This is a genomic window from Corynebacterium evansiae (assembly GCF_027570065.1).
In the GTDB taxonomy this organism is placed as follows: domain Bacteria; phylum Actinomycetota; class Actinomycetes; order Mycobacteriales; family Mycobacteriaceae; genus Corynebacterium; species Corynebacterium evansiae.
In genome coordinates this window covers 111,143-135,353 of record NZ_JAKMUT010000002.1, presented here as the reverse complement: position 1 = coordinate 135,353, position 24,211 = coordinate 111,143, and the positions used below count along the sequence as shown (strand labels likewise).

General features: G+C 65.9%; 22 protein-coding genes. 18 read left to right on the top strand and 4 right to left on the bottom strand.

Annotated elements, in window-relative coordinates:
* Positions 1-10 precede the first annotated feature (10 nt).
* From def to secG, 18 genes are all read left to right on the top strand, one after another.
* Positions 11-517: a peptide deformylase gene (def, locus tag L8V00_RS02570; RefSeq protein ID WP_049049953.1), complete on the top strand. Its 507-nt coding sequence runs from the start codon at positions 11-13 to the stop codon at positions 515-517.
* The gene (gene fmt / locus L8V00_RS02565) at positions 514-1,497 is read left to right on the top strand and encodes a methionyl-tRNA formyltransferase (RefSeq protein WP_269944143.1); all 984 of its coding nucleotides are present in this window, start codon (positions 514-516) and stop codon (positions 1,495-1,497) included. The genes def and fmt overlap by 4 nt, the downstream gene beginning before the upstream one ends.
* 4 nt (positions 1,498-1,501) lie before the next feature.
* Positions 1,502-3,031 carry an RsmB/NOP family class I SAM-dependent RNA methyltransferase gene (locus tag L8V00_RS02560; protein WP_269944142.1) on the top strand — a complete coding sequence of 510 codons (1,530 nt, stop codon included), beginning with the start codon at positions 1,502-1,504 and terminating at the stop codon, positions 3,029-3,031.
* A gap of 13 nt (positions 3,032-3,044) precedes the next feature.
* Entirely contained in the window at positions 3,045-3,713 is a 669-nt protein-coding gene (gene rpe, locus L8V00_RS02555; protein ID WP_070487524.1) for a ribulose-phosphate 3-epimerase, read from the top strand.
* 4 nt (positions 3,714-3,717) lie between these two features.
* A complete protein-coding gene (ribD, locus tag L8V00_RS02550; RefSeq protein WP_070487522.1) occupies positions 3,718-4,782 on the top strand; it encodes a bifunctional diaminohydroxyphosphoribosylaminopyrimidine deaminase/5-amino-6-(5-phosphoribosylamino)uracil reductase RibD in 1,065 nt (354 codons plus the stop codon).
* A 66-nt stretch (positions 4,783-4,848) separates the two neighbouring features.
* Positions 4,849-5,490 carry a riboflavin synthase gene (locus tag L8V00_RS02545; protein ID WP_070487520.1) on the top strand — a complete coding sequence of 214 codons (642 nt, stop codon included), beginning with the start codon at positions 4,849-4,851 and terminating at the stop codon, positions 5,488-5,490.
* Positions 5,491-5,508: 18 nt separating this feature from the next.
* Positions 5,509-6,780 (top strand): bifunctional 3,4-dihydroxy-2-butanone-4-phosphate synthase/GTP cyclohydrolase II, encoded by a 1,272-nt coding sequence (locus L8V00_RS02540; protein ID WP_070487518.1) that lies wholly within the window; start codon positions 5,509-5,511, stop codon positions 6,778-6,780.
* 87 nt (positions 6,781-6,867) lie between these two features.
* A complete protein-coding gene (ribH, locus tag L8V00_RS02535; protein WP_080561529.1) occupies positions 6,868-7,296 on the top strand; it encodes a 6,7-dimethyl-8-ribityllumazine synthase in 429 nt (142 codons plus the stop codon).
* A gap of 35 nt (positions 7,297-7,331) precedes the next feature.
* Positions 7,332-7,787: a PH domain-containing protein gene (locus L8V00_RS02530; protein WP_011273578.1), complete on the top strand. Its 456-nt coding sequence runs from the start codon at positions 7,332-7,334 to the stop codon at positions 7,785-7,787.
* On the top strand, positions 7,780-9,852 hold the full coding sequence (gene uvrC / locus L8V00_RS02525) for an excinuclease ABC subunit UvrC (RefSeq protein ID WP_269944141.1): 2,073 nt from the start codon (positions 7,780-7,782) through the stop codon (positions 9,850-9,852). The genes L8V00_RS02530 and uvrC overlap by 8 nt, the downstream gene beginning before the upstream one ends.
* 10 nt (positions 9,853-9,862) lie before the next feature.
* Positions 9,863-10,738, top strand: a complete 876-nt coding sequence (gene rapZ / locus L8V00_RS02520; protein ID WP_035003866.1) for an RNase adapter RapZ — start codon at positions 9,863-9,865, stop codon at positions 10,736-10,738.
* A 21-nt stretch (positions 10,739-10,759) separates the two neighbouring features.
* Complete coding sequence (locus L8V00_RS02515; RefSeq protein WP_269944140.1) at positions 10,760-11,767, top strand: gluconeogenesis factor YvcK family protein; 1,008 nt, start codon at positions 10,760-10,762, stop codon at positions 11,765-11,767.
* Between the two features lie 79 nt (positions 11,768-11,846).
* Positions 11,847-12,833 (top strand): DNA-binding protein WhiA, encoded by a 987-nt coding sequence (whiA, locus tag L8V00_RS02510; protein WP_035003872.1) that lies wholly within the window; start codon positions 11,847-11,849, stop codon positions 12,831-12,833.
* A gap of 159 nt (positions 12,834-12,992) precedes the next feature.
* Entirely contained in the window at positions 12,993-14,000 is a 1,008-nt protein-coding gene (gap, locus tag L8V00_RS02505) for a type I glyceraldehyde-3-phosphate dehydrogenase (protein ID WP_005294824.1), read from the top strand.
* Between the two features lie 174 nt (positions 14,001-14,174).
* On the top strand, positions 14,175-15,386 hold the full coding sequence (locus L8V00_RS02500) for a phosphoglycerate kinase (protein WP_269944139.1): 1,212 nt from the start codon (positions 14,175-14,177) through the stop codon (positions 15,384-15,386).
* A 93-nt stretch (positions 15,387-15,479) separates the two neighbouring features.
* Positions 15,480-16,265 (top strand): triose-phosphate isomerase, encoded by a 786-nt coding sequence (gene tpiA / locus L8V00_RS02495; RefSeq protein ID WP_269944138.1) that lies wholly within the window; start codon positions 15,480-15,482, stop codon positions 16,263-16,265.
* Positions 16,266-16,277: 12 nt separating this feature from the next.
* Positions 16,278-19,124, top strand: coding sequence for a phosphoenolpyruvate carboxylase (ppc, locus tag L8V00_RS02490; RefSeq protein ID WP_269944137.1), 2,847 nt, complete (start codon positions 16,278-16,280; stop codon positions 19,122-19,124).
* 113 nt (positions 19,125-19,237) lie between these two features.
* Positions 19,238-19,477 (top strand): preprotein translocase subunit SecG, encoded by a 240-nt coding sequence (gene secG / locus L8V00_RS02485; protein ID WP_035003882.1) that lies wholly within the window; start codon positions 19,238-19,240, stop codon positions 19,475-19,477.
* 21 nt (positions 19,478-19,498) lie between these two features.
* Here secG and pgl read toward each other — a convergent pair whose 3' ends face one another.
* The 4 genes from pgl to tal form a co-directional block, all read right to left on the bottom strand.
* A complete protein-coding gene (gene pgl, locus L8V00_RS02480; RefSeq protein WP_035003883.1) occupies positions 19,499-20,332 on the bottom strand; it encodes a 6-phosphogluconolactonase in 834 nt (277 codons plus the stop codon).
* Positions 20,329-21,405 carry a glucose-6-phosphate dehydrogenase assembly protein OpcA gene (locus L8V00_RS02475; protein ID WP_035003885.1) on the bottom strand — a complete coding sequence of 359 codons (1,077 nt, stop codon included), beginning with the start codon at positions 21,403-21,405 and terminating at the stop codon, positions 20,329-20,331. The genes pgl and L8V00_RS02475 overlap by 4 nt, the downstream gene beginning before the upstream one ends.
* 60 nt (positions 21,406-21,465) lie before the next feature.
* The gene (gene zwf / locus L8V00_RS02470) at positions 21,466-23,028 is read right to left on the bottom strand and encodes a glucose-6-phosphate dehydrogenase (RefSeq protein WP_035003887.1); all 1,563 of its coding nucleotides are present in this window, start codon (positions 23,026-23,028) and stop codon (positions 21,466-21,468) included.
* Positions 23,029-23,095: 67 nt separating this feature from the next.
* Complete coding sequence (tal, locus tag L8V00_RS02465) at positions 23,096-24,208, bottom strand: transaldolase (protein WP_269944136.1); 1,113 nt, start codon at positions 24,206-24,208, stop codon at positions 23,096-23,098.
* Positions 24,209-24,211 lie beyond the last annotated feature (3 nt).

Genomic DNA, 24,211 nt, shown 5'->3' with positions numbered 1-24,211 from the left:
GTTAGTAACCATGACCGTGCTTAACATGCGCTACTTCGGGGACCCGGTTCTCAAGACCGTGGCGGACCCCGTCAAGCCAGAACAGATCCAGGATGCCGGAACCCGGCGGCTGGTCGAGGACATGCTGGAGACCATGGATCACTACGGGGGAGTGGGCCTGGCCGCCAACCAGATCGGCATCACCCGTCGCATCTTCGTTTTCGACTGCGACGGCGACCGCGGCCACGTGATCAACCCCACCTGGGAGGCCGTGGGCGAGGAGACACAGACCGGCGGCGAGGGCTGCCTTTCCATCCCCGACGTCCACGGGGACGTCACCCGCGCCCAGCGCGTGCGCCTGCGCGGGGTAACCGTGGACGGTGAGCAGGTGGATCGGGAGGTCACGGACCTTATGGCCCGTTGCGTGCAGCACGAAACCGACCACCTGGACGGCGTTCTGTTCATTCAGCACCTCTCGGCTGAGCAGCGCCGCGAAGCAATGAAGCAGATCCGCGAATCGGAGTGGTTTAAGCAGTGAAGATCGTCTTTGCCGGAACCCCGGAACCAGCCGCCGTGGCCCTTGAGCACCTCATCGCCGATGAGTGCATCGAGGTGGTTGCGGTGGTTACCCAGCCGGACGCCAAGCGGGGACGCGGCCGTAGCCTGCGCCCATCGAAGGTCGCGGAGGTCGCCGAGGAGGCCGCCATCCCGACCTACAAGTGGCCGAGCCTCAAGGCCGGAACTGAATCTGGTGACGAGGCCCGGGCCGTTTTGAGCGACCTCGCAGCGCAGGGGGTAACCGCATCCGCCGTCGTAGCCTACGGAAACCTGATCCCCAAGGACATCCTCGACGTCTTTGAGCACGGCTGGGTGAACCTGCACTACTCGCTGCTCCCACGCTGGCGCGGCGCCGCGCCCGTGCAGGCCGCCCTGGCGGCGGGCGACGAGACCACCGGCGCCTCCATCTTCCGCATCGAGGAAGGCCTGGACACCGGCCCCGTCGCCGCCCAGCTGACACGGACGATCGGCCTAGAGGACACCGCCGACGACCTGCTGGCCAGCCTGACCTACGCCGGCCGCGAACTGCTGGCCGATACGCTCGTCGCCATGGACGAAGGCACGGCCGAGCTTTCCCCGCAGGACGACGCGCAGGCCACCCACGCACCGAAGATTCACCCCGCGGACGCGCAGATCGACTGGTCCCAACCTGCCGAGGTAATCCAGCGCGTTGCCCGCGCCCACACCCCGGCACCCGGGGCGTGGACTTTGCTGGACGGCCAGCGATACAAGATCGGCATGCTGCTGCCTGGTAACACAGAAGAGGTCACTGGGCTTGGCGTCGGCGAAGTGGTGGCGTCACCAAAGAAGGTTTTCGTCGGCACCGGCACCGACCCACTAGAGATCACCCGCATCCAGCCGCCGGGCAAGAAGATGATGGAAGCCGCGGCGTGGGCGCGCGGGCAGCAAGAACTGCTGGCTGGCCGCCCGACGTTCAGCGCGCGGGAGACGGGGGAGTAAGGCCATGGGAGGCTTCAGGTCTCGTTCCGAATCCGCCCGCAGCGGCGAGGGACAGCGCAAGAAGGCGACGGGCTACCAGCAGCGCCGCCCCGAGCACAAGCAGCGAAAGAGCAGGTCGCGCGGCTCCGGCGACAAGGTGCGCGACGTGGTTTTCGGCGTGCTGCGCGATGTAACGGTGGACGGTGCCTTCGGCAACCTCGCGCTACCTAAGGCGCTGCGGGAGGCGGGCATCAAGGGTCGTGACGCCGCATTTGCGACCGAGCTAACCTATGGCACGCTGCGGGCGCGGGGGTTGCTCGACGCGATCATCGAAGACGCGGCCGGGCGCAAGATCGAGAAGATCGATTCCGTGGCCCTGGATGCTCTGAGGCTGGGCGCCTACCAGATCCTGCGCACGCGGGTGGAAAACCACGCCGCGGTGAACACCTCGGTGGAGTTGGTGAAGGCCTTCGGAGCAGGCCAGGCCTCCGGGTTCGTCAATGGCGTGCTGCGCGCGCTGACGCGTAAGAAGCCGGAGACGTGGATCGAGCGCGTAGCTCCCAGCGACAGCCTGGCCGACCTAGCTCTGCGCAACGCGCACCCCGAGTGGATCGCCGAGGTCTTCGCGGAAGCGCTGGGCGTGGATCCCGCGACTGATGCCGGCCGCGCCGAGCTCGAGGGCGCCCTGGCGGCCGACGACGCCCGCCCGATCGTGCACCTGGCCGCCCGCCCCGGACAGATCAGCGGCGAGGAACTGGCGCTGATCACCGGCGGCACGGAGGGCAAGTTCTCTCCCTATGCGGTGTACCTGGACGAGGGCGCCCCAGGCGAAATCGCCCCTGTACGCGAGGGGATGGCCAGCGTGCAGGACGAAGGCTCCCAGCTGATCGGCCTGGCGACCACGCGCGTTCCCGTCGCCGACAACCTGCCCGCCCGTTGGCTGGACCTGTGCGCCGGCCCCGGCGGCAAGACCGCATTCATCGCCTCGGTGGCCATGTCGGAGCAGGCCACCGTGGATGCAATCGAGATCGCAGACCACCGCGCCAAGCTGATTGAGCAGACGACCCGCGACCTGCCCGTGCGCGTGCACGTCGGCGACGGCCGGAAGCTGGAGGCCATCGGCGGCCTGAATGCCCCGGAGGGCGGCTTTGCGCGCGTGCTCATCGACGCGCCGTGCTCCGGACTGGGCGCGCTGCGCCGCCGCCCGGAGGCCCGCTGGACCAAGGATCCGCAGGACATCGCCCCGCTGGTCACGCTGCAGCGAGAGCTGCTGGTCAGCGGCCTTGCAGCCACCGCCCCCGGCGGCGTGGTGATCTACTCCACCTGCTCGCCGCACCCCAAGGAAACCTCGGAGGTCGTCCGCTCCGTCGCCGCCCGCACGGGCGCGGAGATCCTGGATGTCACCGAGTTTCTACCCGAACTGGCAGAGACGAACACCGCCCAGACCGCACCGTTCGTGCAGCTCTGGCCACACATCCACGGCACGGACGCGATGTTCTTCGCCGCCCTGCGCCCCGCCAGCACAAACACGAGCACAAGCACTAGCCAAGAGTGAGGAAGCCCAACCCATGTCCGATTCCCGCACCCCGCTGATCGCCCCGTCCATCCTCGCCGCCGACTTCGCCAATCTGGCCCAAGAGGTTGCCCGCGTGCCAAACGCCGACTGGTTGCACATCGACGTGATGGACAATCACTTCGTCCCGAACCTCTCCTTCGGCCTGCCCGTGGCCAAGTCCCTGCTGCCGCACACGGACCAGCACCTGGACGTCCACCTGATGATCGAGAACCCGGAGAAGTGGGCGGAGGACTACGCCGACGACTTCCAGTCCGTGACTTTCCACTTGGAGGCCGTTGCGGACGTCGATACCGCCATCGCTCTGGCCGATAAGCTGCGCGGTCACGGCACGATGGCGGGCATCTCCATCAAGCCCAACACCCCGGTGGAACCGCTGCTGGACCACCTGGATCGCTTCGACCTCGTGCTCGTCATGAGCGTGGAGCCCGGCTTCGGCGGCCAGAAGTTCATGCCGGAGGTGCTGGATAAGGTCCGCGCGCTGCGCAGCCGAATCGATGCCGACGGCCTGGATACCCTCATCGAGATCGACGGTGGCATTGGGGCTGAGACCGCCGCCGAGTCCGCCGCAGCGGGCGTGGACGTGTTCGTCGCTGGTTCCAGCGTGTTTGGCAAGCCGGACCCCGCCGCGGCGGTCGATGAGATCCGCGCCAGCGCCAAGTAGCTCTATGGATCTTTCTCTTTTTTCTGACGCCCACAGTCTCGGCTGGCAAGCGGCCCAGCTAGCCAGCCCGAACCCGCCGGTCGGCGCGGTGATCGAGGATTCCTCCGGGCAGGTGGTGGGGCGCGGGTACACGCAGGCCCCCGGCGGCGCGCATGCGGAGGTCGTCGCCCTGCGTCAGGCCGGGGAGAAGGTCCGGGGCGGCAGGGCGATCGTCACCCTGGAGCCCTGCAACCACACCGGCCGTACCGGCCCGTGTGCAGAGGCGCTTATCCGCGCTGGTATCCGGCGGGTGGATTTCCTCTTCGCGGACCCAAACCCCACCGCCGAAGGTGGCGCCGCCACGCTCCGCGCCGCGGGCGTGGAGGTTCACGGCCCCTATTTGCCGCATCCGACGGCCAGCGACGAAGCAAAGCTGCCCGCGTGGTCGGCGATGTACAGCGTGGAGCCCTGGCTGATTTCCGAGGCCCGGCAGCGCCCGCACGTGTGCCTGAAGATGGCCTCCACGCTGGATGGACGGGTGGCAGCCGTGGATGGAAGCAGCCAGTGGATCACCGGCGAGCCAGCGCGCGTGGCGGTGCACGAGGATAGAACCCGCCGCGACGCGATCCTGGTGGGCACCGGAACCATTGCGGCGGATAACCCGCGGCTGACCGCCCGCGATGCCGACGGCCAGCCCTTCGCCGAGGAGTTGCAGCCGCTGCGAGTCATCATGGGCACCAGCGACATTACCGCGGACGCGGCGGTGTTCGCCACGCCCGGGCGCGCCCTCCACCTGCAGACCCGCGACGTGCACGAAGTGCTGGCGGAGCTCTGGAAGCGCGAGGTACGCACCCTGCTGGTGGAAGGCGGAGCTCAAGTAGCCGCAGCCTTCATGAAAGCCGACGTGGTGGACGAGGTTCAGTACTACGCGGCCCCGGCGGTATTGGGGGCGGGGGTGGCGTCACTAAGCGATAGCGAGAACCGCCTCGGCCAAACGATCGGGGACATCCGCCGCTTCGTCCCGCGTGAGCTGCAGGTTTTCGGCCAAGACCTGCGCTGGACGCTCACCGCGCCCGGGCGCACCCCCTGATACTGGGATCAACCCACAGTGGGATAATGTGTATGTAATCACATACACAAAATTTAAGGAGCGCGTATGTTCACCGGGATCATCGAGGAGGTCGGGCGGGTAGCCGCGATCGAAGAAGCCGGGGATTCTTTAAGGATGCGCTTCACGGCGCCGGGTGTGCTGGAGGACGCCAAGCGCGGCGATTCCATCGCCATCAACGGCGTGTGCCTGACCGTGGCCGAGCTTTCGCCCGAGGAATTCACTGCCGATGTGATGCAGGTGACGCTGGAATACAGCGCGCTGGGCAGCGTTTCCGTCGGCGACCGGGTGAACGTGGAACGCGCCATGGCCAGCGGCCAACGCTTCGACGGACACATCGTGCAGGGGCACGTGGACGGCACCGCGACCTTGCAGCAGCGCCGCCCCTCGGAGCACTGGGAGGTGTTCCGCTTCCAGCTGGAGGATCCCCAATTGGCCCGCTACGTGGCCAAGAAGGGATCCGTGGCGATCAACGGCACGTCGCTAACGGCTGCCGAGGTGGCGGAGGTAGCCGAAGCAGGCGGCACTGGCTCGACCGAGGCGTGGTTCGAGGTCTCCCTGATCCCGACCACCCTGGCGGACACGATGCTGGGCGATCTGAACCCGGGCGATACGGTGAATGTGGAATGCGACGTACTGGCGAAGTACGTCGAGCGGCTGGCACAGCACGGCGCGCAGGATAATCAGTAAAAGGCATAAAGGGCACCAATGAGCACGAGCGAAACTAGCGAACCCCAAGACATCAAACTGGATTCCGTAGAGCGCGCCATCGCCGACATCGCGGCGGGCAAGGCCGTGGTGGTCGTCGACGACGAGGACCGGGAGAACGAGGGCGACCTCATCTTCGCCGCGGAGCTGGCCACCCCGGAGCTGATGGCCTTCATGGTGCGCCACAGCTCCGGCTATGTGTGCGTGGGTATGGATAGCGCCGACTGCGACCGTCTGGGTCTGCCGCCGATGGTGGCCCGCAACGAGGATGTGCGCGGCACGGCCTACACCGTGACTGTGGACGCCGCCGAGGGCGTGGATACCGGCATCAGCGCCACCGACCGCGCCCGCACCGTGCGTCTGCTGGCTGATCCCAAGTCCACCGTCGCCACCTTTAACCGCCCCGGCCACGTGGTGCCGCTGCGTGCAAAGCGCGGAGGCGTGCTCGTGCGACAGGGGCACACGGAAGCAGCGGTGGACCTGGCCCGCGCGGCGAACCTGGCGCCCGCCGGCGCACTGTGCGAGATCGTCTCTGAGGAAGATCCCACGACCATGGCCCGCCTGCCGGAGCTGCGCCGCTTCGCCGACGAGCACGACCTGGCCCTGATCAGCATCGAGCAGCTGCAGGACTGGCGCCGCCACCACACCCAGACCCTCGAGCGCGCCGTGGAAACCCGCCTGCCGACCGTCCACGGCAACTTCCGGGCCATCGGCTACGTCAACATCATCGACGGCACGGAGCACGTGGCTCTGGTCAAGGGCGATGTGAGCGCCGGCAGCACTGGCAGCACCGCTAACGAGGAGCCGGTTCCGGTGCGCGTACACTCCGAGTGCCTGACCGGCGACGTCTTCGGTTCCCGCCGCTGCGACTGCGGGGACCAGCTTTCCGCCGCCCTGGACTACATCGAGGCCAAGGGTCGGGGTGTGGTCATCTACCTGCGTGGCCACGAGGGCCGGGGCATCGGCCTGCTGCCGAAGCTACGCGCCTACGTGCTGCAGGACGAGGGTCTCGATACCGTCGACGCAAACCTGGAGCAGGGACTTCCGGTGGATGCCCGCGAGTACAGCGCCGCCGCGCAGATCCTCAAGGACCTGCAGGTTCAGTCGGTCGCACTGATCTCCAACAACCCGGACAAGATCCACGACCTGGCCAGCCACGGCGTGAACGTGACCAAGCGCATCCCGGTGGAGCTGAACGCCAACGAGGACAATGTGGTGTACCTGCGCACGAAACGCGACCGCATGGGCCACCAACTCGATACCCTGGACTAGAACCCACTAAAAGAAAGAAGGAGCCCCGCAACCGTGGCACACAACGGAGTCGCCGACGTCCAGCTCAAGGCCGGTTCTGCCTATGGCATGACCGTGGCCGTCATCAGCGCATCCTGGAACGCCGACATCACCGACCAGCTGCACGAGCACTCGATCGCCGCCGCCAAGGAAGCCGGCGCGCAGGTCTCGGAGTGGCGGGTCGCCGGGGCACTGGAGCTGCCGGTTGCCGTCGCCGCGGCATGCAAGCGTTTTGACGCCGTAGTGGCGAACGGCTGCGTAATCCAGGGGGAGACCGAGCACTTCCGCGTGGTCTGCGATGCGGTCACCTACGGTCTGACGCGCGCGGGCATGGACTCGGGCACGCCCGTCGGCAACGGCGTGCTGACCGTCGATACCCATGAGCAGGCGGTGGACCGTGCGGGTGGCGTCGATGCGAAAGAGGACAAGGGGCGCGACGCAGCGGTCGCCGCGATCCACACCGCGCTGGTGCTACGCCAGATCGAGCGTGGCGTTTAGGGGCTACCACCCCGAACAGAGTAGGGTGGATTGCCGTGAGCGATAAGGAGAATTGGGAGCTGGAAGTATCCTCGCCCTTCTTGAAGAAGCTGGCGTGGATCCTGGTCGTGCTGATCATGGCGGTGCACATCTTCATGGCCATCGTCGTGGCCGTGGGAGATACCGGTGTGACGGTGACGAAGGCCGACCAATGGGGGTTCATCGGCATCGGCCTGGTCTTCTCCTTCGTGGCGCTCTCCCTGCTCCGCCCGCACGTCAAGGTGAACAGTGAGGGCGTGGAGGTGCGCAACATCGTGAACGGACAGTTCTACCCGTGGGAGATCATCCACGGGCTGTCCTTCCCGCAGGAGGCCAAGTGGGCGCGCCTGGAACTGCCCGACTTCGAGTTCGTGCCGATGATGGCGCTGAACATTTACGACAAGCAGCTGATCGCCCAGCGTGTAGAGGACTTCCGCCAGCTGGAGGACCGCTACATGCCTTTCGATGACTAGCGTTTCCTACCGCCCCGAGCCCGGCAGCATCCCCACCGACCCGGGGGTTTATACCTTTCGGGACGCCCACGAGCGCGTCATTTATGTCGGCAAGGCCAAGAACCTACGCGCCCGGCTGTCTAACTACTTCCAGGACCTCGACCAGCTGCACCCGCGCACCCGCGCGATGGTGCAGTCCGCCAACCACGTGCAGTGGACGGTGGTCTCCAGCGAGCTCGAGGCCCTGAACCTGGAGTACACCTGGATCAAGCGCTTCAACCCCCGGTTCAACGTGATGTATCGGGATGACAAGACCTATCCCATGCTGGCGATCAGCGTGAAGGAGCAGATCCCGCGCGCATTCATGTACCGCGGGCCCCGGCGCAAGGGCGTGCGTTACTTCGGTCCATACCCCAAGGCGTGGGCGATCCGGGAGACCCTCGAGTCGCTGACGCGCGTGTTTCCGATCAGAACGTGCTCGGCTGGGGTGTATAGGCGTCACGAAGCATTGGGAAGACCCTGCCTACTGGGCTACATCGATCGCTGCAGTGCCCCTTGCGTGGACAAGATCACCCCGGAGGGTCACCGCGCGCTGGTGGATCAGTTCTCCAGCTTCCTGGCGGGCAACACGGAACCCGTGCTGCGCAGGGTGCGCAAGGAGATGGAACAGGCCAGCGAAAACCTGGACTTTGAACGCGCCGCGTCCTTACGCGACCAGCTGCAGGCCATGCAGAAATCCATGGAGCGGCAGGCGGTGGTGTTCTCCGACAACACGGATGCCGACCTCATCGCCTTCGTGGCCGACGAGCTAGAGGCCGCGGTGCAGATTTTCCACGTCCGCGGCGGCCGCATTCACGGCCAGCGAGGCTGGGTGGTCGAGCGCGAAGACTTGAGCGAGGAGAAGCTGGTCGCGGACTTCATCACCCAGTTCTACGGCGAGACGGCGGAGCTGGCGAAGGCGACGGAAACCCAGGTGGGCGGCGCCTCCGGCCCGGAGGTGGACCGGGACCTGGCGCGCGCCATCAACCCGGCCGCCGCACAGGACCTGGGCGACCTGGTGGGCGACGTGCAGGTCACGCCCGTGCCCCGCGAGATCCTGGTTCACGCGATGCCGGAGGATTCCGAGGACCTGGCGGCGTGGCTGACGAGCCTGCGCGGCTCCAACGTGCAGATCCGCGTGCCGCAGCGGGGCGACAAGAAGGCGCTGATGACCACCGCGGAGACCAACGCCACGCAGGCCCTGGCGCAGCACAAGTTGAAGCGTGCGGGCGACATCACGGCACGCTCGGCGGCGCTGAAGGAGTTGCAGGAGGCGCTGTGGATGGACGAATCCCCGCTGCGCATCGAGTGCACCGACATCTCGCACATCCAGGGCACCGACGTGGTGGCCAGCCTGGTGGTCTTCGAGGACGGCCTGCCAAAGAAGGCCGACTACCGCCGGTACAAGATCCGCGACGCGGCGGGCGATGGGCACTCCGACGACGTCGCCAGCATCGCGGAAATCGTGCGCCGCCGCTTCAAGCGCTATAAGCAGGATAAGTCCGCGGTGCCCGCGGGCGATGATGCGGGCGATCTGCTGGAAGGTGAGACGGAGCTGGAAGACAGCGCCCCGGAAGGCACGGAGCCAGCAGCCGAGAAGCGCAAGTTCGCCTACCCGCCGCAGCTGTTCATCGTGGACGGCGGCCTGCCGCAGGTAAACGCCGCCCAGGAGGTGCTCGACGAGTTAGGCGTGAACGACGTCACCCTGGTGGGCATCGCCAAGCGCCTGGAAGAGATCTGGGTGCCGGGGGAGGAGTATCCGATCATCGTGCCCCGCAACTCTCCCGCGCTATACCTGGTGCAGAACCTGCGCGACGAGGCGCACCGCTTCGCCATCACGTTCCACCGCCAGCAGCGCAGCGCCCGCATGCGCCGCAGCAAACTGGACGATATTCCAGGGCTGGGACCGAAGCGCCGCAAGCAGCTGGTCAAGGAGTTTGGCTCGGTGGCGAGGGTCAAGGAAGCCAGCGTGGAGGACATTGCCGCGCTGCCGGGCTTTGGCCCCAAGTTGGCGCAACTCATTCACGACGCGCTGAATGCTGGGTAGGATCGGGGACATGAGCGCATCAACGCAGCAAGAGCCCAGTTTGATCCTTATTACGGGCATGTCTGGGGCGGGGCGTCGAGCCACTGCCGCAGCCCTGGAGGAGCTCGGGTGGTACGTCGCAGACAACCTTCCGCCCGAGCTCATTGTGCGCATGGTCGAGCTCAGTTTCTCTGAGGATTCGCCGATCGAGAAACTGGCGATCGTCACCGACGTGCGCTCCCGCGACTTCGCCGGCAACCTGACCAGCGTGCTGCATGACCTGCACACCGGGGGCCGGCGCCCGACGGTGCTGTACCTGGATGCCACCGACGAGGCGCTGATCGCCCGCTTCGACGCGGTGCGCCGCACCCACCCGCTGCAGCAGAAGGGCACGCTGCAGGACGGCATTGACCGCGAGCGCGAGATGCTGACCAGCATCCGCGAACGCGCCGACATTGTGTTGGACACGACCAACCGCAGCATCCACGATCTGCGCCGCGAGCTGGAGAAGTTCTTCGCCGCCGCCGACCACTCGAGCGTGCGCATCAACGTCCAGAGCTTCGGCTTTAAGCACGGTCCGCCGAAGGACATCGACATGTTGCTGGATGCTCGCTTCTTGCCGAACCCTTATTGGGATCCGGAGCTGCGGCCTTTTAGAGGTATTGACGCCCCCGTCTCCGACTTTGTGCTGTCTCAGCCAGGCGCGCAAACGTTCCTCGACCACATCGTCGGGCTCATCCATTCTGTGCTGCCGGGCTACCGCAAAGAGGGCAAGTTCTTCGTATCCGTGGCCATCGGCTGTACGGGTGGCCACCACCGCAGCGTGGCAATTGTCGAAGAGCTGACGCGCCGCCTGGCCGACGACGGCGTGCTGGTGAACCTGTCCCACCGGGACCTGGAACGTTAGGAAAGGGGCTGGAGACCAACCATGAGTACTTCCGAGAAGCCCGGCAAGCCCATTGCGAACATCGCCTGCCTCGGCGGCGGGCACGGGCTGTTTAACACGCTGCGTTCGGCGCGCACCATCGCCGACTACGTTTCCGCCATCGTGACAGTTGCCGACGACGGCGGATCTTCCGGCCGCATCCGCCGCGAGCTGGGCTCGCTTCCGCCGGGCGATCTGCGCATGGCGCTGGCGGCTTTGACCAAGGACAACGAGCGCGGTCGCATGTGGGAGGAAGTCCTCCAGCACCGCTTCGGCGGCTCCGGCGCGCTGAAGGGCCACGCGCTCGGCAACTTCCTCATCACAGGCCTGGCGCAGGTGATGGGCAGCGAAATGGAAGCCCTCGACGAGATCGGGCGCCTGCTGGGCATCGAGGGGCGCGTGATCCCCATGAGCAACGAGCCGCTGGATCTCGAGGCAGAAGTGCTGGGGCTCGAAGAGGATCCCCGCGAGGTCGTGGCCGTCCGTGGCCAGGTGGCCGTTGCCTCCACCCTCGGCGAGGTGCGCCGCGTGAAGCTGTACCCGGAAAACCCGCCGGCATCGAAGGAGGCCGTGGAGGCGATCCTGAACGCCGACCTGGTTTCCATGGGTCCGGGATCCTGGTTCTCTAGCGTCATCCCGCACCTGCTGGTGCCGGAGATCGTGGACGCGCTGAACCAGACGAAGGCCGTCAAGGCGCTGGTGCTCAACCTGGTCCCGGAACCGGGGGAGACCGCAGGCATGTCCTTGGAGCACCATATCCACATGGTGCGGCAGCACTGCCCAAGCCTGCAGATTGACGTTGTCATCGTCGATCTGTCAACGATGCCAGTGGCCAGCACTCGGCGTCATATCGATAGAGCCGCAGCGGCACTCGGCGCCAAAGTCATCTACCGCGACGTGCGAGAGGACGACAACCGGGGGCGCTGGACCGACCGACACAACCCGCAGAAGCTGGCGGCCGTGTTGCGCGAGGTATCAGGGGGCGTGAAGGACCTGCCCGAGCGGGAATAGTTTTCCCGGCTATAATCAGATGCTTTGAGCACTGATTGCATACGACCAATCGGGACAAGAGACACAAGAAAGGAAGCCCGTGGCACTGACGGCCGATGTGAAGGCAGAGCTAAACCGAGTTCTGGTGACCCGCCACGACGAGATGACCGCCGAGGTCGCCAGCCTGCTGCGCTACACGGCCGCCCTGCACCTGGTGGGCAAGAAGATCGTGGTGGAATCCGAGGTCGACTCGGCAGAGACCGCCCGGCGCCTGACCGACATGGTCGAGCAGCTGTACAAGATCGAGCCGGAGCACCAGATCATCGGCGCCGGCAACCTACGCCGCCGACCGCGCCACGTTCTGCGCTGGACCGAGGGCGGCATGGAGCTGGCCCGCCGCACCGAACTGATCGACCGCGTGGGCCGGCCCGTTCGTGGCCTGCCGCGCTTCATCATCGGCGGCACCTCGGAACAGTGCGTGGCGGCCTGGCGCGGCGCCTTCCTGGCTCACGGCTACATCACCGACCCGGGGCGCTCCTCGGCGCTGGAGGTACAGACGCCCTCCAACGAAGCCGCACTGGCGCTGGTGGGAACCGCCCGCCGCATCGACGTGACGGCCAAGACGAAGGAGGCTCGGGGAGTCAATCGCGTGGTCATCCGCGACGGCGATTCCATCGGACGGCTGCTGATGTTGATGGGCGCCCAGGAGACCCGCGAGGTTTGGGAGAAGCAGCGCCGTACCCGGGAGAATCGGGCGAAGGCCAACCGACTGGCCAACTTCGACGACGCCAACCTGCGCCGCAGCGCGCGTGCCGCCGTGGCCGCCGCGGCCCGCGTAGAGCGCGCCCTGGAGATCCTGGAGAACGACGTGCCTCAGCACCTGGCCCAGGCCGGCCAGCTGCGCGTGGAGCACAAGGAGGCTTCCTTGGAGGAGCTCGGCCGCCTGGCGGAACCGCCGATGACGAAGGACGCGGTGGCGGGCCGCATCCGCCGCCTGCTGTCTATGGCGGACAAGCGCGCGGAGGAGCTGGGGCTGCCGGATACACACTCCGCGGTGACCTCTGAACTGTTTAACGACGTGGACTAGTACCCCCGTCCCAAAAGGGTTAGTAATCCCTGCGAAGCTGGTGGGGCGCAGGTACTCTCGGAAGTGTCGGCGTGAGGGTCGAGGGCTTGGTTTATTGAGCCGTGGGCCTTGGCGTCTAGATCGAAGTAAATGTAGACGCTCTGTTTAGGAGATCAACTTATGACTATCCGTGTTGGCATTAACGGCTTTGGCCGCATCGGCCGCAACTTCTTCCGCGCTATCCGTTCCCAGGGCGCTGACATCGAGGTCGTCGGCATCAACGACCTGACCGACAACAAGACCCTGTCCGTGCTGCTGAAGAACGACTCCGTGATGGGTCGCCTGGACGCAGAGGTCGAGTACGACGACGAGTCCATCACCGTCGACGGCAAGCGCATCGCCGTTTCCGCTGAGCGTGAGCCGAAGAACCTGAAGTGGGGCGAGCTGGGCGCGGACATCGTCATCGAGTCCACCGGCTTCTTCACCGACGCTGAGGCTGCCAAGGCTCACATCGAAGCCGGCGCCAAGAAGGTCATCATCTCCGCCCCGGCGAAGAACGAGGACGCTACCTTCGTCGTCGGTGTTAACCACACCGATTACGACCCGGAGAACCACCACATCATCTCCAACGCATCCTGCACCACCAACTGCCTGGCTCCGCTGGCCAAGACCCTGGACGAGGAATTCGGCATCGTCAAGGGCCTGATGACCACCGTCCACGCTTACACCGGTGACCAGCGCCTGCACGACGCTCCGCACAAGGACCTGCGCCGCGCCCGCGCCGCAGCCGTGAACCTGGTTCCGACCTCCACCGGTGCTGCAAAGGCCGTCTCCCTGGTTCTGCCGCAGCTGAAGGGCAAGCTGGACGGTTACGCAGTCCGCGTTCCGGTTATCACCGGCTCCCTGACCGACCTGACCTTCGAGGCTGAGAAGCCGGTCACCGTCGAGGCCGTGAACGCTGCGCTGAAGAAGGCTGCCGAGAACGAGCTGAAGGGCATCGCTAAGTACTCCGACGACGCTCCGCTGGTCTCCACCGACATCGTCGGCGACCCGCACTCCTCCGTCTTCGACTCCGGCCTGACCAAGGTCATCGACAACCAGGTCAAGGTTGTCTCCTGGTACGACAACGAGTGGGGCTACTCCTGCCGCCTGGTCGACCTGGCCACCTACGTCGGCGAGCGCCTCTAAGACGCTTACCGGCCGAAAGTCCCTTTAGGACGATTTAGGACAATGACGGGTTCGGCTCCGATCGCCGCACGTTAGCGCGTCGCGCCGATCGAGTCGACCCGTTTTCTCTTATTCATACAAACCCGCTTTAACCCCATAAGAATCAACCCCAGCAGAAAATCTAAGGAGCTTCCCATGGCCATCAAGACCGTTCAAGATCTGATCAACGAGGGCGTACAGGGCCGCCACGTCCTGGTCCGCGCTGACCTGAACGTCCCGCTGTCCGACGGCAACATCACCGACCCGGGTCGCATCGATGCCTCCGTCCCGACGCTGAAGGCTCTGCTGGAAGCCGGCGCCCGCGTCGTCGTCTCCGCCCACCTGGGCCGCCCGAAGGGCGAGTTCAAGGAGGAGTTCTCCCTGGCTCCTGTCGCCGAGGCTCTCGCCGAGCGCCTGGACCAGTGGGTACCGCTGGCCACCGACGTCACCGGCGAGGATGCCCACGAGCGCGCCAACGGCCTGGACGACGGTGACATCCTGCTGCTGGAAAACGTCCGCTTCGACGCCCGCGAGACCTCCAAGGATGAGGCCGAGCGCACCGAGTTCGCCGCCGAGCTGGCAGCCCTGACCGGCGACAACGGTGCCTTCGTCTCCGACGGCTTCGGCGTGGTTCACCGCAAGCAGGCCTCCGTGTACGACGTGGCCAAGAAGCTGCCGCACTATGCCGGCGGCCTGGTGGAGGCCGAGCTGAACGTGTTGCGCAAGGTATCGGAAGCTCCGGAGAAGCCCTACGCCGTCGTGCTGGGTGGCTCCAAGGTCTCTGACAAGCTGGGCGTCATCGAGGCCCTCGCCCCGCGCGTGGACAACCTCATCATCGGCGGCGGCATGTGCTTCACCTTCCTCGCTGCCAAGGGCTACGAGGTCGGCGGCTCCCTGCTGCAGGAAGACATGATCGACACCTGCAAGGATCTGCTGGAGCGCTTCGGCGACGTCATCGCGCTGCCCACCGACGTTGTGGTCGCAGAGCGCTTCGACAAGGACGCTGAACACCGCACCGTCGACCTGAACTCCATCCCGGCGGGCTGGATGGGTCTGGACATCGGCCCGGAGTCCGTCAAGGCCTTCGCCGAAGTCCTCTCCAACTCCAAGACCGTCTTCTGGAACGGCCCGATGGGCGTATTCGAGTTCCCTGCGTTCGCTGAGGGTACGCGCGGTGTTGCTCAGGCGATTATTGACGCCACCGCTGCCGGTGCATTCTCGGTCGTGGGCGGCGGCGACTCTGCTGCAGCTGTACGCACCCTGGGGCTGGACGAGGAGGGCTTCTCTCACATCTCCACCGGCGGCGGCGCCTCCCTGGAGTTCCTGGAGGGCAAGGAGCTGCCCGGCGTTTCCGTGCTGGAAAGCTAAGCAGCCTAACGTTTGCAACAAGAACAAGCTGCTCACGCAGCAACCATCTAGAAAGAACCAGATCTAGAAAGAACTAGAGAGGCATAGACTTTCATGACCGCACGCAAGCCCCTGATTGCCGGCAACTGGAAGATGAACCTGAACCACCTGGAGGCCATGCAGGTCGTCCAGAAGTTCGTCTTCGCATTGCCGAAGGAATACTACGAGGCCGTTGACGTGGCCTTCATCCCGCCCTTTACCGACATCCGCTCCGTGCAGACCCTGGTGGACGGGGACAAGCTGGCCATCACCTACGGCGGCCAGGACGTCTCCCAGCACGCCTCCGGCGCCTATACCGGCGAGGTTTCCGGCGCGATGCTGAAGAAGCTCGGCTGCACCTGGGCCATCGTCGGCCACTCGGAGCGCCGCCAGTACCACGGGGAGACCGACGAGGTAGTGGCCGCCAAGGCACGCGCCGCATTGGACAACGAGCTGCAGCCGATCGTGTGCGTCGGCGAGCAGCTGGACGTCCGCGAGAAGGGCGAGCACGTCGAGTTCGTCAAGGAGCAGACTAAGGCCTCCCTGGCCGGCCTGTCCGCGGAGGATTTGGCCAAGACGGTCATCGCCTACGAGCCGGTCTGGGCGATCGGCACCGGCAAGGTGGCCTCCGCCGAGGACGCGCAGGAAGTCTGCCACGCCATCCGCGAGCTCGTCGCGGAGCTGGCGGGCGAGGAGGTTGCCGGTGGTATCCGCATCCTATACGGCGGTTCCGTGAAGACCGACTCCGTCGGAGAGCTGGTCAGCCAGCCTGACGTCGATGGCGGTCTGGTCGGCGGGGCGTCACTAGACGGCGAAGACTTTGCCCGTCTGGCCGCCGCAGCGGCTAAGGCAACCGCTTAAGAAGCGATAGAGATGAGCAAAGACACGATCCGCGGCACCGCAATTCCCGTCGCTCCCGAAGAGATCGCCCACCCCGAGATCAGCCCAACGGTGCGGGACGATACCCGCTACCTGGGGCGCATCTTGGGCGAGGTGATCCGCGAGCAGGAGGGCGACTACACCTTCAACCTCATCGAAAACACCCGCAGCGCGGCTTTCGACCTGCGTTACGGCGAAATGCCTATCGAGGAGCTCGCCGAGCAGTTCAACAAGCTGCCGACTGAAAAGGCACTGCCGGTCATCCGCGCGTTCTCGCACTTCGCGTTGATGGCCAACCTGGCGGAAGACCTGTACGTCGAGCGGGTGCGCGACCTCGAGGAGGACCGCGGTAACACCGCGCCGCGCTCCACGCTGGCCTACACCTGGCAGGAGCTGCACAACCGCGAGGTGCCGGGGGAGAAGGTCGCCGAGACGATGGCGAACGCGCTGGTTGCGCCCGTTTTGACGGCGCACCCGACGGAAACCCGCCGCCGGACCGTGTTTGACGTGCAGACCGACATCATGAAGATGATGCGGCGGCGCGCACGTGTGCTCAAGGAGCTGAAGCTCAACCCCGATTCGGTACGTTCTGCCCGCCAGCTGGCCGAGATCGAGCTGGTGATCCGCCGCCGAATGACGCTGTTGTGGCAGACCTCCCTGATCCGCAGCGTGCGTCCGCGCATCGAGGACGAAATCAAGGTGGGGCTGCGCTACTACGGCATCAGCCTGCTCAGCGAGATCCCGGCCATCAACCGCCGCGTGAACGAGCACATGAAGGAGCAGTACGGAGACGCGGTGCCCCGCACCGCGGTTGTGCGCCCCGGCTCGTGGATCGGCGGTGACCACGACGGCAACCCGTACGTGACGGCGGAAACGGTGGGCATCGCCACGACCTTCGCGGCGCGCACCATCTTCGACCACTACCAGAAGACCATCTACGCGCTGGAGCACGAGCTCAGCCTGTCCTCCAAGTTCATCGACACGACCGAAGCGCTGGAGCAGCTGGCGGACCGTGGGCGCAACGATGTGCCCTCCCGCGTGGACGAGCCGTTCCGCCGTGCCCTCCACGGTATGCGTGGGCGCGTGGCGGCCACGGCCAAGCACACCCTGGGAGAGCCGGTGGTCTCCGGAGGCATCCACAAGGGCCACGAGCCCTATGCCAACCCGACGGAACTGCTGGCGGACATCGACACGGTGGATCAGGCCCTGCGCCATTCCATGGACGACCTGCTGGCCGATCACACCCTGGCGGATCTGCGGGAAGCCGTGGAGACCTTCGGCTTCAACCTGTACTCGCTGGACCTGCGCCAGAACTCCGAGAGCTTCGAGAACGTGCTGACGGAAGTCTTCGCCCGCGCGGGCGTGGCGGAGAACTATGCCGAGTTGGACGAGGACGTGAAGGTGGAGCTGCTGCTGACAGAGCTGGCCAGCCCGCGACCGCTTTCCGACCCGGAGGCCGAATGGTCTGAAGAGACCGCCCGCGAGCTCGGCATCTTCCGCGCGGCCGCGAAGGCTGCCAAGAAGTTCGGCGCGGAGGTGGTGCCGCACTGCATCATCTCGATGGCCTCGTCCGTCTCCGACGTGATCGAGCCGATGATCCTGCTCAAGGAAGTCGGGCTGATCCAGGCGAACGGCGAGCACCCGCAGGGATCCGTGGACATCATCCCGCTTTTCGAAACCATCGACGACCTCGCTGGTGGTGCGGACATCATGCGCCAGCTCTGGCAGTTGCCGCTGTACCGCAACTACGTAGCCGGGCGCGGAGATATCCAGGAGATCATGCTGGGCTATTCCGATTCCAACAAGGACGGGGGTTACTTCGCCGCCAACTGGGCGCTCTACGACGCGGAGTTGGCGCTGGTCGAAGCCTCCCGCGAGGCCGGGCTGTTCCTGCGCCTGTTCCACGGGCGTGGCGGCACCGTCGGCCGCGGCGGCGGTCCTTCCTACGACGCGATCCTGGCGCAGCCGAAGGGCGCGGTGCAGGGTGCGGTGCGCATCACCGAGCAGGGCGAGATCATCTCCGCCAAGTACGGCGACCCCGCCAACGCCTCCCGCAACCTGGAGGCTCTCGTTGCCGCGACCTTGGAGGCCAGCCTGCTGCCCGTCGACGACCTCGACGACCCGGACGTCGCCTTCGAGACCATGCGGCAGATCGCGGAGGAGTCTAGGAAAGCCTACTCCGCGCTGATGCACGAGGATCCGGGTTTCATCGAGTACTTCACCACCTCCACGCCGCTGGCGGAGATCGGCAGCCTGAACATCGGCTCCCGCCCCTCCTCGCGCAAGCAGACCACCGCGGTCTCGGATCTGCGCGCCATCCCGTGGGTGCTCAGCTGGTCGCAGTCGCGCGTGATGCTGCCCGGTTGGTTCGGTGTGGGCAGCGCCCTGAAGCGCTGGATCGAGGATGGTTCTTCTGTTTCTGGTGACGCCACCTCGCGCCTCAACTACCTGCGGGAGCTCCACAGGCGCTGGCCTTTCTTCGACTCGGTGCTTTCTAATATGGCCCAGGTGATGTCGAAGGCGGACCTTTCCATCGCGCAGCTGTACTCCGAGCTGGTGGGCGATAGGGAGGCGGCGGAGCGGATCTTCGGCGTGATCGTCGAGGAGTACAAGCTTACCGTTGAGATGTTCTTGCAGATCACCGAGCGGGAAACCCTGCTGGCGGACAACCCGGAGCTGGTCAGCTCCGTGCGCAACCGCTTCCCGTACCTGGTGCCGCTGAACCTGCTGCAGGTGGAGCTGCTGCGCCGCTTCCGCGCTGGCGACGATTCCGATAGTGTGCGCTCCGGCATCCAGCTGACGATGAACGGTCTGGCCACCGCGCTGCGGAACTCGGGTTAGAACGCCACACCCCGCGTGGCAGGTTGTCACGCGGGGGCTACAGCGGGTAAATTCGTGGTGTTAATTGAAAGTTTTAGTTAGTCGATTTCTACAGAAGAGTTGAGGGTAGGGCATTGATCCTAACGCTGCAGATCATCCTGGTTGTCACCAGCTTGCTGATGGGCCTTTCCGTGTTGCTGCACAAGGGTAAGGGCGGCGGCCTGTCCAGCCTGTTCGGTGGCGGCATGCAGTCCAACCTGTCCGGTTCCACCGTGGCGGAGAAGAACCTGGATCGCCTGACCGTGGGCACCGCAGTGATCTGGCTGCTCGCCCTGATCGGCCTGAACCTGGTTCTGCACTACGGCCTGGCCTAAAAGCCAGACCGCTTACACAACTTAAAGCAGCGGGTTGGCGGCTTCGTCAACCCACAGCAGCGTCGCCTTCGTACCGGAGGCCAAAGCTGCGGGCCATTCGGCGCCATTGCCGCCGTTAAACACCTGACCCGCAGCTTCTTTCTTTTCCTCGCCGCTGACCAGCAGCCACACCTGCCGGGAGCGGTTCACCGCCTGCATGGTCAGGCTAATGCGCTCCGCTGGAGGCTTCGGGCACTCGCGCACCGCAACCACCGGCCCCTCGGCATGCAGTAGCGCGTCGGTGTGCGGGAACAGCGAGTTGATATGCCCTTCCGGCCCCATTCCCAGCAGGTGAATGTCGAAGCCCTCGGGAGCCACCTGGTCCACCGTCTTGCCGTAGAACTCCGCGGCGGCGTCCAGCGCCGGGCCGTCGGGCTCCTCGCCGGCGGCCAGGGCCGGAACACGGAACACGTTTAGCGAGGAGATGTTCACGTGGCGCAGCAGGACATCGAAGGCCTGCTTGTCGTTTCGCTCCGGGTCACCGGCGGCCAGGAAACGCTCGTCGCCGAAGAAGACATACACCTGGGACCAGTCAATCGCGGTGACGGGGAAGTCCTCCGCCGTCTGCTGCGCTGCGTGGTCCAGGGCGGCGATCTCCGCCAGGGTGGCGATGCCTGCGCCGCCTCCGGTCAGCACCACGCGGACGATGCCGTCGCCCGTCACGGTATCCCCGGTACGCTGCAATTCCGCCACCGTGTTGATGAACTCACGGGCCGCGGCGGTTGCCAGGTCCTGCTTGTTGTCGCGGGGGCGCAGCTCCACCCCGGTTTTGTCGCTGACAACGGCAGCGCGACGGCTATTCTGCGTGGGCTTCATCGTAGAGACTCCTGACCATCAAAAGTGTTATAGGTTTCGCGGGCATCGCGGGAGGTCCAGCGGTCCAGCTTGTCCTCCTGCGGCCCAGGGGTTTGCACGCCACGATACTGGGAAGTGCGGGGACCGCGGTCCGGACGGTTCACGCGCACCAGGCCGCGGAGGGCATGCCCGAAGGCGTAGTCCGGGTCCAGGTGGCGCAGCTCTTCGGCCAGGCAATCGGCCAGTGCACGCCTGCCGAGGGTGACCATGGACTTCTGATCGCCGACGGTCAGCGAAACCGTGTTGGCGTCAACAACCTCAACCTCAATGGCTCCCACCTGGCGGTACAGCACCGCCTTCTCGATAGAGATCAGGCGATTGCCTTCCGCGTCCTCGCCATAGCGACCATCGACCGTAACGTGCCTGGTCAAAGGCACATCCAGGCGCTCCGCCAGCCAGCCGGCGGCGATGTCCACGGACGGGTCGTGCTTCGGCCCCCACACCTCGGCGGACACGATCGGGTGGTGCGGCGGCTGATCCAGCGCGGAGGCTAGCAGACCGCGCCACAGTGTGATGCGGCTCCACACCATGTCCGAATCTCCGCGAGTGTACGTCATGCGGCGGCGGTAGAGGGCATCCTCGTCCTCGTCCGTCAGCGAGTCGGTGATACGGCGGGTCGCCAGCGCGCCGATAGGGTCGGAGGCCGGGTTGCGCGGGCCAGTGCCAGGCCACCAGGCCACGATCGGGGTATCGGGCAGCAGCAGGGGAGTCACGACGGAGGAGCGGTTGGCGGACAGCTCGCCGTGCAGGTGCATGATGATGATCTCGGAGGCCCCGGCATCGCCACCAATGCGCAGCTGCGCGTCCAGCAAAGACTCCTCGCTGCGGTGCGTGACCAGCACGATCACGCGGGCGGGGTGCTCGCGGGAAGCGTCGTGGGTGGAGCTGATGATGCGGTCGAGATCGTCATCCTCACTGGTGACGACGATGAGGGTGAGCACGCGCCCGCTCGTGACGTCGCCGCGTTCCTCACGCAGCGCGCGGATGCGCCGCTCGATGTCTTTGGTCTTGGTGTTCGGAAGGTCGATGATCATGGGCGTTTAGTGAGCGCTCCTCGCGCGGTCGGAGGGGTAGGTGGGGGAACGAAAAAGGTTTTAGGGGCGACGCCACTGCCGCCCGGACCGGGACAGGATCTCTTCGGCACCCTTCGGCCCCCACGTGCCGGCGGGGTAGTCTTCCGGGCGCCCGTGGAGGGCCCAGTGCTCCAGGATCGGATCCAGGATCTTCCAGGAGAGCTCCACTTCCTCGTTGGTGGGGAACAGGCTCGCCTCGTCCAGCAGGGCATCCAGGATCAGTCGCTCGTAGGCCTCGGGGGATTCCTCGGTGAAGGACTCGGAGTAGCTGAAGTCCATGTTCACGTCGCGAACTTCCATGGCCGAGCCCGGCACCTTGGAGCCGAAGCGCACCAGCACGCCCTCCTCGGGCTGCACGCGGATGACCAGCATGTTGTTGCCCTGGGCCGTGGTCTGGCCCGGGCCGAACGGCAGGTGCGGAGCCTCCTTGAACACGATGGCGATCTCCGTCACGCGGCGCCCCAGGCGCTTGCCGGTGCGCAGGTAGAACGGCACCCCGGCCCAGCGGCGGGAGGAGATCTCGAAGGTCGCCGCAGCGTAGGTCTCCGTGGTGGACTCCGGGTCGAAGCCGTCCTCTTGGCGCAGCCCCTTGACCGGGATCGAGCCCTGCCAGCCAGAGGTGTACTGCCCGCGGGCCGTGGTTTGTGCGAAAGGCCCGACCGGGGTGGTCGCGCGCAGCACCTTCACCTTTTCTGCCTGCAGCTCCTCCGGGTTGAACGTCACCGGCTCCTCCATGGCGATCAGCGCCAGCAGCTGCAGCAGGTGGTTCTGGATCACGTCGCGGGCCGCACCGATGCCGTCGTAGTAGCCAGCGCGTCCGCCCAGGCCGATGTCCTCGGCCATGGTGATCTGCACGTGGTCCACGTAGTGCGCGTTGAACATCGGGTCGAACAGCTGGTTGGCGAAGCGCAGCGCCAGGATGTTCTGCACCGTCTCCTTGCCCAGGTAGTGGTCGATGCGGAACACACTGGATTCCGGGAACACGCTGTTCACGATCTCATTGAGCTCGTGGGCCGACTGCTCGTCGTGACCGAAGGGCTTCTCGATGACCACGCGGCGCCAGCCGTTGTGCAGCTCTCCCAGCTCTGGATCCGGCTTGGCCAGCCCCGAGCGCTCGAGTTGGTGACACACGCTGGGGAAGTGGTCCGGCGGGACGGACAGGTAATAAGCCCAGTTGCCAGCGGTACCGCGCGCGTTGTCGATCTCCCGGGTCTTCTCCGCGAGGGCGTCAAAAGCAGAATCGGTGGTGAAGTCACCGGTGACGAAGAAGATGCCTTCGGCGAGGCGATCCCAGACGTTCTGGCGCCACGGGGTGCGCGCGCGATCCTTGACGCACTCCAGGACTTGCTCCTCGAACTGCTCCTTCGACCAGTCGCGGCGGCCGTAGCCGATCAGGCTGAAGCCGGGTGGCAGCAGGCCGCGGTTCGCCAGGTCGTAGACGGCGGGCAGCAGCTTCTTGCGCGCCAGGTCGCCGGTCACGCCGAAGATCACCAGGCCGCAGGGGCCGGCGATGCGCGGCAGGCGCTTATCCAGTTCGTCGCGCAACGGGTTGCGCCATTCCTCGGCGGAAAAGGGAAGTTGCACTTGTCTAAAGTCCTATTTTCTTTAGTCTTTTCTTTAGTTGGTAGGGGTGGGTGCTGCGCTCGCTGAGCTACTTGGCTTCTAGCTGCGCGGAGAGAGTGCCCAGCAGCTCGTTCCAGGAGGCCACGAACTTCTCCACGCCCTCGTCCTCCAGCACGGCCCACACCTCGGCCAGGTTTACGCCCACCGCGTCCAGGCGAGCGAACACTTCGCGTGCATCCTCCGCCGTGCCGCTGAGCGAATCGCCACGGATCTCGCCGTGGTCGATCGTTGCGTCCAAAGTGTTCTCCGGCATCGTGTTCACGGTGCGCGGTCCGGCCAGCTCGGTCACGTACAGGGTGTCTGGGTACTCGGGGTTCTTTACTGAGGTGGACGCCCACAGTGGTCGCTGAACGTGCGCTCCCTTATCGGCAAGCGCGGTCCAGTCGGGGTTGTTGAGCAGGCGCTCCTCGAAGGCGGCGTAGGCCAGCTGCGCGTTGGCCACGCCGGCCTTGCCCTTGATCTGCTTGGCCTCGTCGGTGCCGATGCCATCCAGGCGCTTGTCGATTTCGGTGTCCACGCGGGAGACGAAGAAGCTGGCCACGGAGTGGATCTTGGTGAGGTCCTTGCCGGCTTCGGCGGCGCGGGCAATACCGGCGATGAATGCCTCCATCACCTGGATGTAGCGGCTGACGGAGAAGATCAGGGTCACGTTCACGCTGATGCCCTCGGCCAGCACGTCGGTGATGGCGGGCAGGCATTCCTGCGTGGCGGGGATCTTGATCATCAGGTTCTCGCGCCCCACCTTCGCAGCCAGCTCCTTGGCCTGGGTGACGGTGGCCTCGCGCTCGTTGGCCAGGCGCGGATCCACCTCGAGGGAGACTCGGCCATCCACCCCATCGGTCTTCTCGTAGATGGGCAGGAAGACGTCGCAGGCGGCCGCCACGTCGTCCGCCGCCATCTCGAACACCGCGCTGTCGGCCGGGGTGCCAGCGGCGGCGAGCTCGCGGAGCTGTTCGTCGTAAGCCGTGCCCTGGGACATCGCGTTGGCGAAGATGGCCGGGTTCGTGGTCACGCCGACCACGCCCTTGTTCTCAATGACCTCGGCGAGGTTGCCGGTGCGCAGGCGGTCGCGGGACAGGTCGTCCAGCCACACAGAGGTGCCGGCTTGTGCAAGTGCGTCGATGTTGGCGGGGGTGCTCATATA

Bases quoted from the DNA above. Each gene is read 5' to 3' on its own strand.
- L8V00_RS02545 (WP_070487520.1), top strand. From the start codon at position 4,849: ATGTTCACCGGGATCATCGAGGAGGTCGGGCGGGTAGCCGCGATCGAA.
- def (WP_049049953.1), top strand. From the start codon at position 11: ATGACCGTGCTTAACATGCGCTACTTCGGGGACCCGGTTCTCAAGACC.
- pgl (WP_035003883.1), bottom strand. From the start codon at position 20,332: ATGAAGCCCACGCAGAATAGCCGTCGCGCTGCCGTTGTCAGCGACAAA.
- tal (WP_269944136.1), bottom strand. From the start codon at position 24,208: ATGAGCACCCCCGCCAACATCGACGCACTTGCACAAGCCGGCACCTCT.
- L8V00_RS02515 (WP_269944140.1), top strand. From the start codon at position 10,760: ATGAGTACTTCCGAGAAGCCCGGCAAGCCCATTGCGAACATCGCCTGC.
- rpe (WP_070487524.1), top strand. From the start codon at position 3,045: ATGTCCGATTCCCGCACCCCGCTGATCGCCCCGTCCATCCTCGCCGCC.
- ribH (WP_080561529.1), top strand. From the start codon at position 6,868: ATGACCGTGGCCGTCATCAGCGCATCCTGGAACGCCGACATCACCGAC.
- ppc (WP_269944137.1), top strand. From the start codon at position 16,278: ATGAGCAAAGACACGATCCGCGGCACCGCAATTCCCGTCGCTCCCGAA.
- gap (WP_005294824.1), top strand. From the start codon at position 12,993: ATGACTATCCGTGTTGGCATTAACGGCTTTGGCCGCATCGGCCGCAAC.
- L8V00_RS02540 (WP_070487518.1), top strand. From the start codon at position 5,509: ATGAGCACGAGCGAAACTAGCGAACCCCAAGACATCAAACTGGATTCC.
- L8V00_RS02560 (WP_269944142.1), top strand. From the start codon at position 1,502: ATGGGAGGCTTCAGGTCTCGTTCCGAATCCGCCCGCAGCGGCGAGGGA.
- uvrC (WP_269944141.1), top strand. From the start codon at position 7,780: ATGACTAGCGTTTCCTACCGCCCCGAGCCCGGCAGCATCCCCACCGAC.
- rapZ (WP_035003866.1), top strand. From the start codon at position 9,863: ATGAGCGCATCAACGCAGCAAGAGCCCAGTTTGATCCTTATTACGGGC.
- tpiA (WP_269944138.1), top strand. From the start codon at position 15,480: ATGACCGCACGCAAGCCCCTGATTGCCGGCAACTGGAAGATGAACCTG.
- L8V00_RS02500 (WP_269944139.1), top strand. From the start codon at position 14,175: ATGGCCATCAAGACCGTTCAAGATCTGATCAACGAGGGCGTACAGGGC.
- L8V00_RS02475 (WP_035003885.1), bottom strand. From the start codon at position 21,405: ATGATCATCGACCTTCCGAACACCAAGACCAAAGACATCGAGCGGCGC.
- ribD (WP_070487522.1), top strand. From the start codon at position 3,718: ATGGATCTTTCTCTTTTTTCTGACGCCCACAGTCTCGGCTGGCAAGCG.